Source organism: Cytophagales bacterium, from assembly GCA_033344775.1.
Classification (GTDB): Bacteria; Bacteroidota; Bacteroidia; order Cytophagales; family Cyclobacteriaceae; genus JAWPMT01.
In genome coordinates this window covers 150,639-164,609 of record JAWPMT010000005.1, presented here as the reverse complement: position 1 = coordinate 164,609, position 13,971 = coordinate 150,639, and the positions used below count along the sequence as shown (strand labels likewise).

Below are 13,971 nucleotides of genomic sequence, written 5' to 3'. Positions count from 1 at the left end.
TTGATCGAATCATGTCAAGCTTGTATTTAGATACGGTATCGTGGGAGATTCCCTGCTGTAATTTCAGATCACAGCAGGGATATTGAGTCTTATTTAGCCCTACTTTGTCAACTTTCCTTTTTTACCCTTTAATTCCCTAAAGCCTTATCCGGCCGGGGGAAAAGGACCAAAATCAACTTGGCTCCCCTTTAGGGTGGTGGTAAATGTTATGATTTTATAACTTGACAAAGCAGGGTTAGTAATCAGACCCCAAAATCAATGGAACATTTTGTTCTTGCTGAAGTGTCGACACCTCTCCACTTTTCAGTTTTTCCCAGGCTTTTTTGACCTCTACCCATTCGATATGCAGTTTTTCATAGACTTCCACATATTGATCTGCTGGTTTGAAATCTGCAATTGCTACGGTTGAAGCCAGGTAGCTCAATTTTTCTAATAACATGCCTGGGAGTCGGATGACGTCCTGGCCTTTTCCAGTATGTTTCAACTGGATCATCTTGTTCTCAACATCTGTTACCATACTATCCAACGTAAGGATTTTCTCGCCCATATCTTTGGACACCATTGGGACCATGTCACGCAATTGTCGGCGAAGTTTTTCAGCTTCATTGACCGTTATCGAAATCTCTTCGAAATCTGCTTTGATCTTGTCCAACAATACTTTTTGTTCACGAATATCATCAACGCTCCCTTCGGAATTTGGATCCTTGATCAATTCGAACGTCTGACTCTGTTTGAAATCGCCAGCTTCCAGCGTCACGGTATAAGTACCTGGTTCGGCAGTTAAAGACATGGGCATGACCGTTGATGGACGCGTTCGTTGATCATCTAGTTTGTACCAGGGAGCATAGATGGGTTTAGTTCGCATGACCATTTTCGTGGTAGCGTCCTCTTTGAAATCCCACCAGACGCGATTGATACCGGGTTTGCCCTTTTGTTTGATGGTTCTGACGACATCTCCTGAAGCATTACTAATGTTCAATGAAACACTGTCTGGCATGTCTTCAGATTGCCAGAAATGCAAAGAAGTTCCGACTGGAGGATCATCTCCAAAGGAAGCCTCTTTGAAAAACTGCATGACCATCGATACGGGATGGAAGCGATAGGCATCTTTAGGATCAAATAAATGAACAGAAGCACTGGCTACTTCGTTGGTCAATTGCTGAAGCGGAGTAAGGTCATCCAGGATCCAGATACCTCGACCATATGTACCCACCACGAGATCGTTGAAGTGCTCAGGAATGTCCATCCAATACATAGGACTGGAGGGGAGGTTGGTCATCAGGGATTGCCAGGTTGTTCCTTTATCCAACGAAAAGTAAAGTGCATTCTCTGTCCCCAGGTAAAGTAGATTCGAATTGACAGGATCTTCTTTGATCATTCGGCAGTAGCTCAAAGTACTACTTTCGATTCCTGTTGTGATTTTTTTCCATGACTTGCCATAGTTGGTGGTCATGTATACATAAGGTTTGAAATCACCCATTTCATGTGCGTCCACAGTGAGATACGCCGTGCCTTCATCGAATTTGGAGGCTTCAATATTTCTTACAGCGCCATAAGTAGGCATTTCCGGGATCTTGGAAGTGACATTGGTCCAATTGGCGCCATTGTCACGACTGATATGTACGAGTCCGTCATTCGTGCCTGCCCACAACAAGCCTTGCTTAAGGCCAGATTCTTCTAGTGCGTAAACGACATTAGCATATTCTACGCCAATATTATCTCCGGTCAATCCGCCTGAGAATTGTTGTTTACTCGCATCATTCAAACTCAGATCAGGACTGACTACTTCCCAGGTCTGGCCACCATTGGTGGTTCGATGCACAAACTGACTCGCGACATAAACGGTATTGTTATCGTGAGGAGAGATGAGGAGCGGGAACGTCCATTGGAAACGATATTTGACATCTGCAGCGGCGGTACCTGCCGTTAATTCCGGCCAAACTTCTACTTGTCGGAATTGCTTGGTTTTTTCATTGTATCGTACAACCACACCACCGAGTGCACCAAACCCCGAGGCGCTGGACCACACAATGTTCGGGTCGGTAGGATCTGCTGTCGCAAAACCACTTTCACCACCACCGACATCATGCCACATGCCCGTAGGGATAAAACCACCAAAGAAGCTCTGCATGCGACTTCTGCTCGGTCCTTTCATAGACGGGCCATCCTGGCGATTGGTCAGCACATTGTAAGGGATTTCTGTGTCAGTGGTGACGTGATAGAGCTGAGCTACTGGCAGTTGAACCCGATGCCAAGATTTGCCGCGATTTTGGCTGATGGAGAGCCCACCATCACCAACGACGATCTGCCGGTTGCCATTGGTGGGATCTACCCACATTTCATGATGATCCCAGTTGGGTGCGGTACCAGGTGCTGCGAGGGTAGCCGTCTTTCCACCGTCGATACTGGTCGCATAGGCAGCTGAAAAGAAATAGATTTCATTAGGATTGTCTGGGGAAGCCTTACACCTTGTATAGTAAGCGCCACGCCCACTTAGGTCACGGTCTGAATTGATTAATGCAAAAGTGTTTCCGCGATTCTCAGACCTCCAAAGTTCACCCGTATTAGTTGGTTTGCCATCCAGAGGAATACCGTCTCCAGTTTCAATCAATGCATAAAGGCGTCCTTGTTGCGCAGCCGTCATGGCCAACGCGATTTTTCCAACTTCTCCTGTAGGAAGGCCATTACCTTCTAGTTTGTTCCAGGTCTCACCACCATCTAAGGAACGGTAGATGCCACCTCCGGGGCCGCCACTTTTACGTGTCCAGGGTCGAATTTCCAAAGACCACATACCTGCAAACATGATACGCGGGTTGAAAGGGTCCATGACCAGATCTGATGCACCTGTTTTCGCATCTACATGCAGTACCTGCTTCCAGGTCTTTCCTCCATCGGTCGTCTTGTAAATGCCACGTTCTTTTTGAGGGGTGTAACCATGTCCCAGAGCTGCTACATACGCAACTTCAGGGTTATTAGGATGGACCACAATGCGACTGATCCTTCCGGTATTTTCAAGGCCTAAATGCGTCCAATTCGCACCTCCGTCCGTGGTTCGCCAGACACCATTGCCTATGGATACATTGGAGCGAATGAATGATTCCCCCGTGCCAGCATAGACGATCTCAGGTTCGCTGGGAGCAGCGGCTAAAGCACCAATAGAATGTACGCGCTCTTGATCAAATACAGGTTGCCAGTTCAATCCACCATCAGCCGTTTTCCAGATGCCACCGGAAGCTGCTCCTACATAGTAGGTCATGGGATCTTCGGCAACTCCTGTCACGGAAATGATCCGGTTGCCCACAGGACCAATGTGACGGAATTCAAGTTGTGCAAGCTGCTCAGGACTGAGCGTTTGTGCGAAACCTGCATAAGCAAATAGCAACAAGATCAATGAAGATAAGCGTGAGAAATGTACGCGCATTTGATGATGGGTTTAGGTTGGAAATAGGTAACGTAAAATATGGAATTGTGGGGTGAAATGAAAGTGGAGTTATGTGAAGGGAATTCATGTCGGATTCCCCTCGGATTTGCTTCTGCACTATTCCCAAAATCTTCCTAAGTTTAGCTACCCAACATCAATTACCCATGAAACGGACCATTGTACTTGCCCTTATCCTGTTGCTGACGATTCAGCTTGATGCGCAACGAAAGCGAAATACCACACCCACTTCACCTAAGATTGATCCAGCAGTCTTTTCTGGTGTTTCCCTGCGAAACCTGTCGCCTGCAAAGACGAGTGGCCGGATTGTAGATGTTGCGGTCCATCCTCATAACCAAAGCATTCGATTAGTAGCCGTCGCATCCGGAGGTGTTTGGAAAACAGTCAATGCGGGAACGACATGGAAGCCCGTCTTTGATGGAGAAGGTTCCTTTTCCATTGGTACAGTGGAATTTGATCGCAACAACCCAAACATTGCCTGGGTTGGAACCGGTGAAAACAATGCACAGCGCTCAGTGAGTATGGGAGATGGGGTCTACAAAAGCACGGATGGTGGCGAAAGCTGGACCAATGTCGGGTTGAAAACCTCCGAACACATTGGCAAGATTGCTATCCATCCCACAAATTCAGATATTGTATATGTAGCCGCGCAAGGGAGTGTTTGGAAAGATGGTGGCGATCGCGGATTGTACAAAACCATGGATGGGGGTAAGTCCTGGGAAAGGGTACTTACTATCAGTGAAACGACGGGAATTTCAGATGTTAGTCTGGATCCCAGGAATCCTGATGTCCTGATCGCTACGGCTTATCAACGCAGAAGACATTTTGGAATACTGGTTGCGGGTGGACCGGAAGGAGGTGCATTCAAATCAACAGATGGCGGAAAAACATGGAACAAGGTCAAGGGTGGATTTCCACAGGGTGAATTAGGTCGAATTGGGATTGCCAGGTCCCCTCAGCAACCAGATGTGCTTTATGCGATTGTGGCAGGAACCGAATCTACCAAAGGCATTTACCGATCTGAAAATAATGGGGAAAACTGGTCCAGGATGAGTGACTATATGGTCATCGATGCGCAGTATTACATGGAAATATTCCCTGATCCGGCACAATTTGATAAGATCTATATTGTCGATACGTTCACCAAAGTATCTGTCGATGGGGGTAAGACTTTAGAACGACTTAATCACAGGGGAATCCATGTGGACAATCACGAAATAGAGTTTGATCCGAACAATCCAAATTACATCCTGATGGCCGGAGATGGAGGCATCTACGAAACCTGGGATCAGGGCCAGAACTGGCGATTTACGGACAATTTGCCTATCACTCAGTTTTATCGTGTGGGAATTGATACTGAAGCACCGTTTTATAACGTATACGGAGGAACGCAAGACAACAACACACTGGGCGGCCCAAGTCAGACCATCAATCGTGTAGGTATTCGAAACAGCGATTGGTACCGCACTTTAGGTGGAGACGGATTTCAGACTAGAGTAGATCCAACCGATCCCAATATCGTGTATTCACAATATCAGTATGCAGGTATCGTCAGGTATGACCGTAAAAGTGGGGAGCGTATGGACATTCAGCCGCAACCCAAAGGTGGTGAGCCACCTTACCAGTGGAATTGGGACTCACCATTGCTGATCAGTGCGCACGATCACAAGACCTTGTACTTTGCTGCGAATAAGCTGATTAAGAGCACCGATCGAGGTAGTTTGTGGCGTGAGATCAGCGGCGACCTCAGCCGGCAAAAAGATCGGAATCAGATGGAGGTCATGGGTCGCGTCTGGGGGATCGATGCGATTTTTAAAAACGTTTGGACTTCTCCTTATGGGACTATTGTGGCATTAACAGAATCTCCGGTGAAGCAGGGACTGTTATATGCGGGAACAGATGATGGATTGATCCAGGTCACCGAGAATGATGGACAAACCTGGAGAAAAATAGAAGGGATTCCCGGCGTGCCTAAATTGGCCTACTTGTCGGATTTGTTTGCCTCTCCTCACAATGAAAACACGGTATTTGCAGTATTTAACTACCACAAATACGGTGATTACAAACCCTATTTTTTTAGAAGTGATGACAAAGGAAATACCTGGAAAAACATCTCCTCTAATCTGCCTGCTCACGAATGGGGTTGGACCATCTATCAGGATCATCTGGCACCTGACTTGCTATTCGCAGGAACCGAATACGGCTTGCATGTAAGTATTGATGGGGGTAAGCAATGGATCAAATGGAAATCAGGGATTCCTACGATTGCCATCCGGGACATTGAATTGCAACAAAGAGAAAATGATCTGGTAGCGGCTTCTTTTGGTCGAGGTTTTTACATTTTGGACGATTACAGCTTTTTGCGAGAGCTTTCACAAGCTACCATGGACAAAGAAGCGCATCTCTTTGAAGTAGCCGGTGCCTGGTCTTACATTCAGGATAATCCGGATGGAGGTGCACTTGGCAATTCCTTTTTCAGTTCTCCAAATCCAGCATTCGGAGCAGTGTTTACGCATTATATGAATACAACCCCAATGACCCTGCAGCAGCAGCGGCAAAAAGAAGAAAAGCAATTAGTGGACAATGGTAAGCCTGTTCCTTATCCGGATTGGAAGGAATTCACGGAAGAAAAACGGGAGTCAAAACCTCAGTTGGTTTTCGTGATCAGGGATGCTGATGGCAGTCAGGTGGCGAGTGTGCAGTCTAACATACGAAAAGGGATTAATCGGACTTCCTGGAACTTGCGATATGCGGGAAAGAATGGTACGGACGGACCTTTAGTACCTCCGGGAAAATATTCAGTCGCCATGGGACAAGTAGTTAACGGGAAGTACACCGATTTTGGAGAGCAGCGCACGTTTGAAGTCAAATCACTCGATAACAAGACTTTGCCAGCGACCGATATTGCTGCCCAAAATGAGTTTTTACTTTCGGTAATTCAGCTAGTGCGATCCATTGATCAGGCGGATGAGCTGAGAGAGGCAAATACAAAAGCGTTAGAGAATGCCCGAAAAGCAGTGATCGACAGAAATGCTTCTATGACACTTATCAATGAAATCGAACAAATACGTCAGGTGCTGTTGGATCTGGGTATTCAATTGAAAGGGAATAATCTCATCATTCGAAAAATGGAATTGATCCCACCCTCCATCAATAGCAGGGTCAACAGGATCCGTTGGGAAACGTGGAGCTCCACTTCAGATCCAACTGGAACCCAAAGAGAAAGCTTTCAAATTGCAGAACAGGAATTCGGAGAATGGAGGAGGTCTTATAATACACTATTGGATCGGATCGGAAGATTAGACGAGCAGTTGAAAGCGGCTTCCATTACCAGTGGCTTGCGATTAGATCTATTGTAGTAATCTTAACTCGATATTAAAACACGCCTTTCAACGCGTCTGCGTGACCCGTCCTGCGTGGATCGATCATTCCAGAATTTTCTGGCCAAATATTCCTAGAAGGTCAGAAATTGCCAGACGCCCAGTCCGGGGAATCTCTTTAACGCGCTGATGAGATTCCCGCCGCTCCCGGCCGGGACAAAATGCCCTTTTTAGAGAAATTTTGAGGCCATTTTTCGAGAATGACGTGTTTTAAAATTGTTCTCCGGTTAGTAGCTTATTTTAAATGGACTTTACCTGGATTTGTCATTTGACAGTCATAATTGATGCAGCGATTCGACCATACACATAATAGCGCTGTTGAGTAAGGTTGGCCATCATTTAGATTCGTCACAAATTGAGCCTTAATAGAAATGAGAAGATTTCCCTTGTTGTGCCTGCTGATGTTGATCCTGCAAACTGGATTTGCACAGAATGTCAGTTATCGAGATGTAACAAAAACACATTTGCCTTATCAGGACCTGCAACGATTGTCAATGGATGCTGGCATTGCAGACCTGGATCAGGATGGTGACCTGGACATTCTTATTGCCAATGAACATCGGCCGAATATCTTGCTCATCAATGACGGAACAGGAAAGTTTACCAACGGGAGTACGCGAATACCACAAGTCAATCATGACAGTGAAGACATTGGAATTGCGGATTTTGATGGGGATGGTGACCCTGATATCGTGGTGGTAAGTGAAGACGATCAAACTAATGAGCTGTATTTGAACAATGGCGATGGGACCTTTGCCGATGCAGGAGACCGGATTCCGGTGACTGGTACTTCCAATTCAGTAGTGGTCTTCGACATCAATGGCGATGGTGCTCCGGATATTCTGATCGGGAACAATGGACAAAACAACCTACTGATCAATGATGGCAAAGGCAATTTCAAAGACGAGACCCAATCACGGCTGGGGCTGTTCATTGATGTGACCCAGGATTTGACCTTGGCTGATGTTGATCAGGATGGAGATCAGGACCTTTTGATTGGAAATGAAGATGCTAATCGATTGATGATCAATGATGGAAAAGGCTTTTTCGAAGATCAGTCTTCAAAAAGATTGCCTTATCGTGACACACCGGAAGAAACCAGAGAAGTAGATGTCGCGGACATTGATGGTGATGGTGACCTGGATATCCTGTATGGGAACGTTCAAGCTTTTGTAGAAGGGGCGGTCCGGCAGAACCGGTTGCTGCTCAATGATGGGAAAGGTGTCTTTTCTGATATTACTGAGACTCACCTTCCTAATGATGAGAATCGTTGCTTTGGTGTAGCATTTCTGGACATTGACAATGATGGAGATGCCGATATCATGACCGGAAATACAAACGGTCCTCGATTCGATGGTATGACACCTTTCAGCGTATACTTAAATGATGGTAAGGGAAAATTTTCAGTAACGGAAAGTATGCTACCTGCAAGCATTACTGGCCGTGGATTCGATATCGACTTTGTTGACCTCAACGGAGACGGCATCAAAGACCTGTTCCTTAGTAATCGAGGTTCGCAGGATTTTTTGTTGTTGGGGAAAGATTAAGAACTATCGATATACATTCCCACTGTAGAATTACTTCATGGCTTGATATAAGATATTGCCCGTCTTGCTGATTCGAGTTCTTGCTTTTCCGACATCCACCAGTTCATTGGCTAGTACCCGAATCTTTGAAGAAGAGATATCTTGACGTGTGTTAAACCCGGTTTCGAAATTTTTAATTCTTGTAATGTTGAACCCATCGTTGGGATACCTCTTTAGTAATTCATAAATGATTTCTTTATCCTTAGCATCTTGACCAAATTCCTCCTTTTGTTTGGCGAAAGATTGCTTAATGTCTACTGATATAGCTTCCTGTGCATTGACTTCCTTTTCCTGTTTTAAGATGAATTCCCTAAGTCTTTTTATTTCTGTTTGATAATCTCTTGCTTGATCCTCAACGGCTCTTTCAACCTCGAAATCACCAATCTTCAATTTTAACCATGGGAAATAGGCGGCAAACAGAGTGATCAATCCTATCCCTATGAGAAAGGACACTTCCATTTCGTCTGGAGAAGGATATTTATCCATTTCATTTAGGTGTAATACAATGATTACAAAACCTATTCCAATTAAGATGATGCCTATGATTGTGAATAGCGCCTTGGTGATAACGGGTAGGTCCAGCATTTCTTTTCCGTCACGTGCTTCTGACATATTTACTGAAATATTAAGTAGATCAATACAGATAAATATAATTAGAATCTAAGCGATCACCTTCAATTACTACACAGGTTTACCTATCAGGAGCCACATAATCCTGTGTGACCATTGGACCTAAAGTTTTACCTCCTAACAAATGCATGTGCAGGTGAAAGACCGATTGGCCGGCATGTTCATTGATGTTCATAGAAAGCCGGTAACCTGTTTCGGCAATACCTTTTTCTTTTGCCAGCTTCTTGGCAACCAGAAACATTCTGCCAAGCATCAATGCATCTTCATCCGATGCATCATTGATGGTGTATATCTCTTTTTTAGGAACGATCAACAAATGGACGGGCGCTTGTAACCGCAAAGGAACGAATGCAATGATTTCGTCATCTTCATAGACAATATCTGCAGGAAGCTCTCTTTTGATGATTTTAGTAAATACGGAACCATCGGCAATTTTCTCTGCCTTATTTTGTTGATAATCAGGATTTTGGCCGGTGACAATCACTGCTGCAGCGAACATGCTGATACATAATGCAAATATTTTTTTCATAGGTAGAGGAATAAACCAGGATTGACAATTTCGCGATTTATCAGCTTCTCATACTTATCATTATTGATTTCATTCATCGAAATATTCAGACTTACATGAGCGGTACATGCTGTAAGTAGGTCTTTACCTTAAATTTATTGTAGTGAAAACCTAAAGAGAATCAGAACATGAAGAAGATCTTATCCTACTTTTTTTGTCTCTCCATTGTTTTTGGAGTAGCAGCACAAGGCGGTCTGAACTATCAGGAACCGCCCAAAGAGATCAAAGACCTGGTAGATGCGCCCTTGGCACCCAGTGTTAGAATTGATAGCAAGGGTGAAAATGTTGTGTTATTATATCGCAACGCCTACAAGACCATCGCGGAATTATCAGAAGAAGAACTTCGTTTGGGAGGGTTACGCATCAATCCGGTTACCAATATCGGGAGCAGAACCACATTCTTCAACAACCTGAAAGTGAAAAAGGCATTTGCAGAAAATGCCAATCAAGTCAGCGGACTTCCTGAAAACCCTCGATTAGCCAATTTCAGTTGGTCTCCAGATCAAAACCTCATGGCTTTTACACATACCACAAGCTCAGGCGTGGAGATCTGGATGTTGGAGGTAGCTAAGGGCACGGCGAGAAAACTAACAGAAGCAGGAGCCAATGCCAACCTTGGAAGGCCAATGGCTTGGGCCGCAGATAGTAAAAGTATGTTGGTCAAAATGCTTCCTACAGATCGGGTACCACTAATCAATGTGCTCACAGCTGTGCCTTCAGGGCCAACTGTAACTGTGAGTTCAGGAGCTAAGGCCCAGAACAGGACTTATCAGGACTTATTGAAAAACCCTGCAGATGAGCAAAATTTTGAGCAATTAGCACGTTCTGAGATCTTCAAAGTGACGGTTGATGGCGCCACTTCTCGTTGGATGGAAACGGGGATGTATCGAGGCATGAGCTATTCGCCTGATGGTAATTATGTTTTGATGACGAAAGTCAAGCGCCCTTTTTCTTATCTAGTGCCTTATTACAGATTCGCTTCGGAAACAGTCATTTACGACAAAGGAGGCAATCAGGTCAAGCAGTTGTTGGATATGCCCGTAGACGAAGTACGTCCTAAAGGATTCATGTCAACCACAGATAAGCCCAGGGGCTTCAGCTGGAGAGGAGATAAAGCCGCAACCGTGATTTGGGCCCAAGCCATAGATGGGGGAGATCCAGCAGCAGAGGTAGAATTTCATGATGAGGCATTTGAATTGCCCGCACCTTTTACCGGGGAACCCAGATCGTTGATTAAAATGAAGAACAGGTTCTCAGGTGTCATATGGGGTAATGACAATGTTGCGATTGGTTACGACTATTGGTTCGACAATCGAAATACGAGGACCTATGTTTTCAATCCTTCTGATGCCTCTGAAGCGCCAAAGATCATTTCTGATCGTAACTATCAGGATCGATACAGTGATCCTGGAAACTTCGTCACAAAAAGAAATAAATTCAATCAATCGGTTTTGGCGGTTGATAAAGGTAATGCCTACTTGATGGGAGATGGATTCACCGCGGACGGCCAGTTCCCATTTGTAGATCAAATCAACCTTGAAAGTGGTAAAACCTCTCGGTTATATCAGTCTGAGTACACGGATAAAGTGGAAGACCTGGTTTATGCCATGGATATGAATAAAGGAGAAATACTGGTGCGGCTGGAATCACCCACTGAGTATCCTAATTATTATGTTCGGAACATCAAAAAGAAGACTGACCTTAAGCCAATCACGCGATTTGAAAACCCATTCAAAGCGATGATGGATGTAGAAAAGGAAGTCATTTCTTATAAACGAGATGATGGTGTTGAGCTTACGGGTACACTCTACTTGCCGCTGGGATATGACAAAACGAAAAAGGAGAAAATGCCAATGATCATGTGGGCTTATCCGGTTGAATACAAGGACAAAGCCAGTGCAGGACAAAATACGACCAATCCCAACGAGTTTGTATATCCTTACTATGGCTCGCCTGTCTATTGGGTTACCAGAGGTTATGTAGTCCTGGATGATGCAGCATTCCCAATAATAGGAGAAGGCGAGGAGCAACCCAATGACTCGTTCAGAAAGCAATTGGTGGCTAATGCCAAGGCTGGGATTGATGCCGTGGATGCTCTAGGGTACATTGATCGCAACAGGGTAGGCGTTGGAGGGCACTCTTATGGTGCCTTCATGGTAGCGAACTTGCTCAGTCACTCCAACCTTTTTGCGGCCGGTATTGCGAGAAGTGGTGCCTACAACCGCACATTGACTCCTTTTGGATTCCAGCGTGAAGAAAGGAGCTATTGGGAAGCACCAGAAGTTTATTACACCATGTCACCTTTCATGCATGCGGACAAAATGAAGACACCTTTGTTACTGATCCACGGAGAAGCAGACAATAATTCAGGAACTTATCCCATGCAAAGTGAGCGATATTTCAACGCATTGAAAGGCTTAGGCGGCCCGGCCCGGCTGGTCATGTTGCCAAAAGAAAGCCACGGTTACCGTGCCAAGGAGAGCATTATGCATGTATTGTGGGAGCAGGATCGATGGCTGGAAGAACACGTAAAGAACCGACCTAGTCTGGAAACTACCGTCGATAAGGTGGACAGGTAAGAAAAATAACAACCCTGTTAGAGGCTTTAAGGCCCTAACAGGGGTTATTCCACCATTCGTGACCCTAACAGGGGTTATTTCATCTTTATGGAAAACACAGAACAACGAACTACATCCACTTTCTATCATATCTATAACCGAGGAGTTAATGGAATGAGCATTTTTGAAAGTGTTGGTAATTTTCAATACTTCCTTCAGAAGTATAGTGACTATATCAGTCCGATAGCCAATACTTACGCTTATTGCCTATTATGTAATCATTTTCATTTCCTCATTCAAACCAAGGATGAAGATGAAATTATTAATAGCTTATCCTTGAAATAACACAAGACAAAGTCAAACCAAAGTCTCTCGACGGTGATAAGTCTTCAGTTTTCTCATTTCTTCAGTGGCTATACACAAGCATTCAATAGACAATTCAACCGAAAAGGAAAACTATTTGAACTTCCCTTTCGCCGTATCTCTGTTTTAGAAGAAGGTTATTTTTCGAGACTTATATTTTATATCCATGCAAATCCACAACAACATGTATTGATAGAGGATTTTAGGCAATGGCCGTATTCATCTTTCATAAGTATTTTGAGTGACCGACCTAACAAACTGAAACGGGAATCAGTCCTGGAATGGTTTGGCGGTCGTGACAGTTATGAAAAGTTTAATCTTGACTTACAGGACTCTAGTAGGATCGATCATTTGATTTTGGAGGAATAGAATTAATGGGGGAAGTCTAATGATTCAATCATGAGAAGGTGCGATTAAACCCTGTTAGGACTTTGAGTCGCTAACAGGGCGATCAAACTTCACCTCATAATCGTCAGCTTCGGTACCCATCCACTTGTCCCAGAAAGTGAAATATAGGCCGTAATTGAACCTGAATTTCTTATGATGCTGGTCGTGATGACTGGCACCAATCAGCCATTTGCCCAGCCAATGCTGATGAAAGCCTTCCGGGAAGAGCTCTACCCCGGCATGATTCAACGTGCCACTAAAAGTCATGATCACCAGCACCACGAGCAATACATAAATATGGATTGGCACAAAGAACACGATAAGCGGGATGATGATTGCTTGTGCAACTGATTCTATTGGATGAAATGAGAAAGAAGTCAGGGAATTGGTATGAATGCTATCATGATGGACTTTGTGCATGAGGTGATAAACTTTGGGGAGATGCATCCATCGGTGCAACCAGTAATAATACGTCTCATGCAAGAATAACACGATGAACAGGCTTACGGGTAAATACCAAAAGGAATATCGATCAAGATCCAGGTAAATTCCGGTATAATCTTTTTGCCATAATATGATCATGAGGGTTCCGGACACCCCGAAAATCAGTGAAGTGATCGCAGACCAATAGATTTCCTTTTTGATTTGACTTTTGTTTTTCGGGTCGCCGTTTAAGATGCGATGTTGGTATTGCTTTCTGAGCAAGACATAAAACACGTAATGGAATACACCTGATACAAAAAGGTACCGGAAAAATACCGCCCCAAAGAAGATACTTGTGAGAAGTAAGAAGTAAGCAGGTTCTGTGAAATCCGTGTTAGCAAGTCCATTGAACATGGGATAAAGTTAGTCGTAAGGATTCACATGAATTGAATGGTCTATGACTTATAAATTGCCTAATTACTGTTCATATTTCTGCATCAATTCCTTAGCCGTTTCTATTTCGTTTTCAGGAATTGGAATCATGTAATCATTTTCCGTCGGTCCTCTTTCCAGTGCTTTTGCTTTGATGAAAAAACCTGAGGATTGCCAACCTATAATTTCTCAATTTGTTCTGGAG

The 13,971-nt window shown here is 44.4% G+C and carries 7 protein-coding genes; 3 read left to right on the top strand and 4 right to left on the bottom strand.

The window, feature by feature from the left end:
- Positions 1–235 precede the first annotated feature (235 nt).
- Positions 236–3,421: a glycosyl hydrolase gene (locus R8G66_18620; protein MDW3194397.1), complete on the bottom strand. Its 3,186-nt coding sequence runs from the start codon at positions 3,419–3,421 to the stop codon at positions 236–238.
- A gap of 164 nt (positions 3,422–3,585) precedes the next feature.
- Here R8G66_18620 and R8G66_18615 point away from each other — a divergent pair, with 164 nt between their 5' ends.
- A complete protein-coding gene (locus R8G66_18615; GenBank protein ID MDW3194396.1) occupies positions 3,586–6,798 on the top strand; it encodes a glycosyl hydrolase in 3,213 nt (1,070 codons plus the stop codon).
- Between the two features lie 392 nt (positions 6,799–7,190).
- Positions 7,191–8,366, top strand: a complete 1,176-nt coding sequence (locus R8G66_18610; protein MDW3194395.1) for a VCBS repeat-containing protein — start codon at positions 7,191–7,193, stop codon at positions 8,364–8,366.
- Between the two features lie 30 nt (positions 8,367–8,396).
- Here R8G66_18610 and R8G66_18605 read toward each other — a convergent pair whose 3' ends face one another.
- Positions 8,397–9,017, bottom strand: coding sequence for a hypothetical protein (locus R8G66_18605; GenBank protein MDW3194394.1), 621 nt, complete (start codon positions 9,015–9,017; stop codon positions 8,397–8,399).
- A 79-nt stretch (positions 9,018–9,096) separates the two neighbouring features.
- Positions 9,097–9,564: a histidine triad nucleotide-binding protein gene (locus R8G66_18600; GenBank protein MDW3194393.1), complete on the bottom strand. Its 468-nt coding sequence runs from the start codon at positions 9,562–9,564 to the stop codon at positions 9,097–9,099.
- Between the two features lie 167 nt (positions 9,565–9,731).
- Here R8G66_18600 and R8G66_18595 point away from each other — a divergent pair, with 167 nt between their 5' ends.
- A complete protein-coding gene (locus tag R8G66_18595; GenBank protein ID MDW3194392.1) occupies positions 9,732–12,182 on the top strand; it encodes a prolyl oligopeptidase family serine peptidase in 2,451 nt (816 codons plus the stop codon).
- A gap of 765 nt (positions 12,183–12,947) precedes the next feature.
- Here R8G66_18595 and R8G66_18590 read toward each other — a convergent pair.
- Positions 12,948–13,748 (bottom strand): sterol desaturase family protein, encoded by an 801-nt coding sequence (locus tag R8G66_18590; GenBank protein ID MDW3194391.1) that lies wholly within the window; start codon positions 13,746–13,748, stop codon positions 12,948–12,950.
- Between the last annotated feature and the right edge of the window lie 223 nt (positions 13,749–13,971).

What these genes read in the sequence shown, in the direction of transcription:
- R8G66_18620 (MDW3194397.1), bottom strand. Translation starts at nt 3,421, where the DNA reads ATGCGCGTACATTTCTCACGCTTATCTTCATTGATCTTGTTGCTATTT.
- R8G66_18615 (MDW3194396.1), top strand. Translation starts at nt 3,586, where the DNA reads ATGAAACGGACCATTGTACTTGCCCTTATCCTGTTGCTGACGATTCAG.
- R8G66_18610 (MDW3194395.1), top strand. Translation starts at nt 7,191, where the DNA reads ATGAGAAGATTTCCCTTGTTGTGCCTGCTGATGTTGATCCTGCAAACT.
- R8G66_18605 (MDW3194394.1), bottom strand. Translation starts at nt 9,017, where the DNA reads ATGTCAGAAGCACGTGACGGAAAAGAAATGCTGGACCTACCCGTTATC.
- R8G66_18600 (MDW3194393.1), bottom strand. Translation starts at nt 9,564, where the DNA reads ATGAAAAAAATATTTGCATTATGTATCAGCATGTTCGCTGCAGCAGTG.
- R8G66_18595 (MDW3194392.1), top strand. Translation starts at nt 9,732, where the DNA reads ATGAAGAAGATCTTATCCTACTTTTTTTGTCTCTCCATTGTTTTTGGA.
- R8G66_18590 (MDW3194391.1), bottom strand. Translation starts at nt 13,748, where the DNA reads ATGTTCAATGGACTTGCTAACACGGATTTCACAGAACCTGCTTACTTC.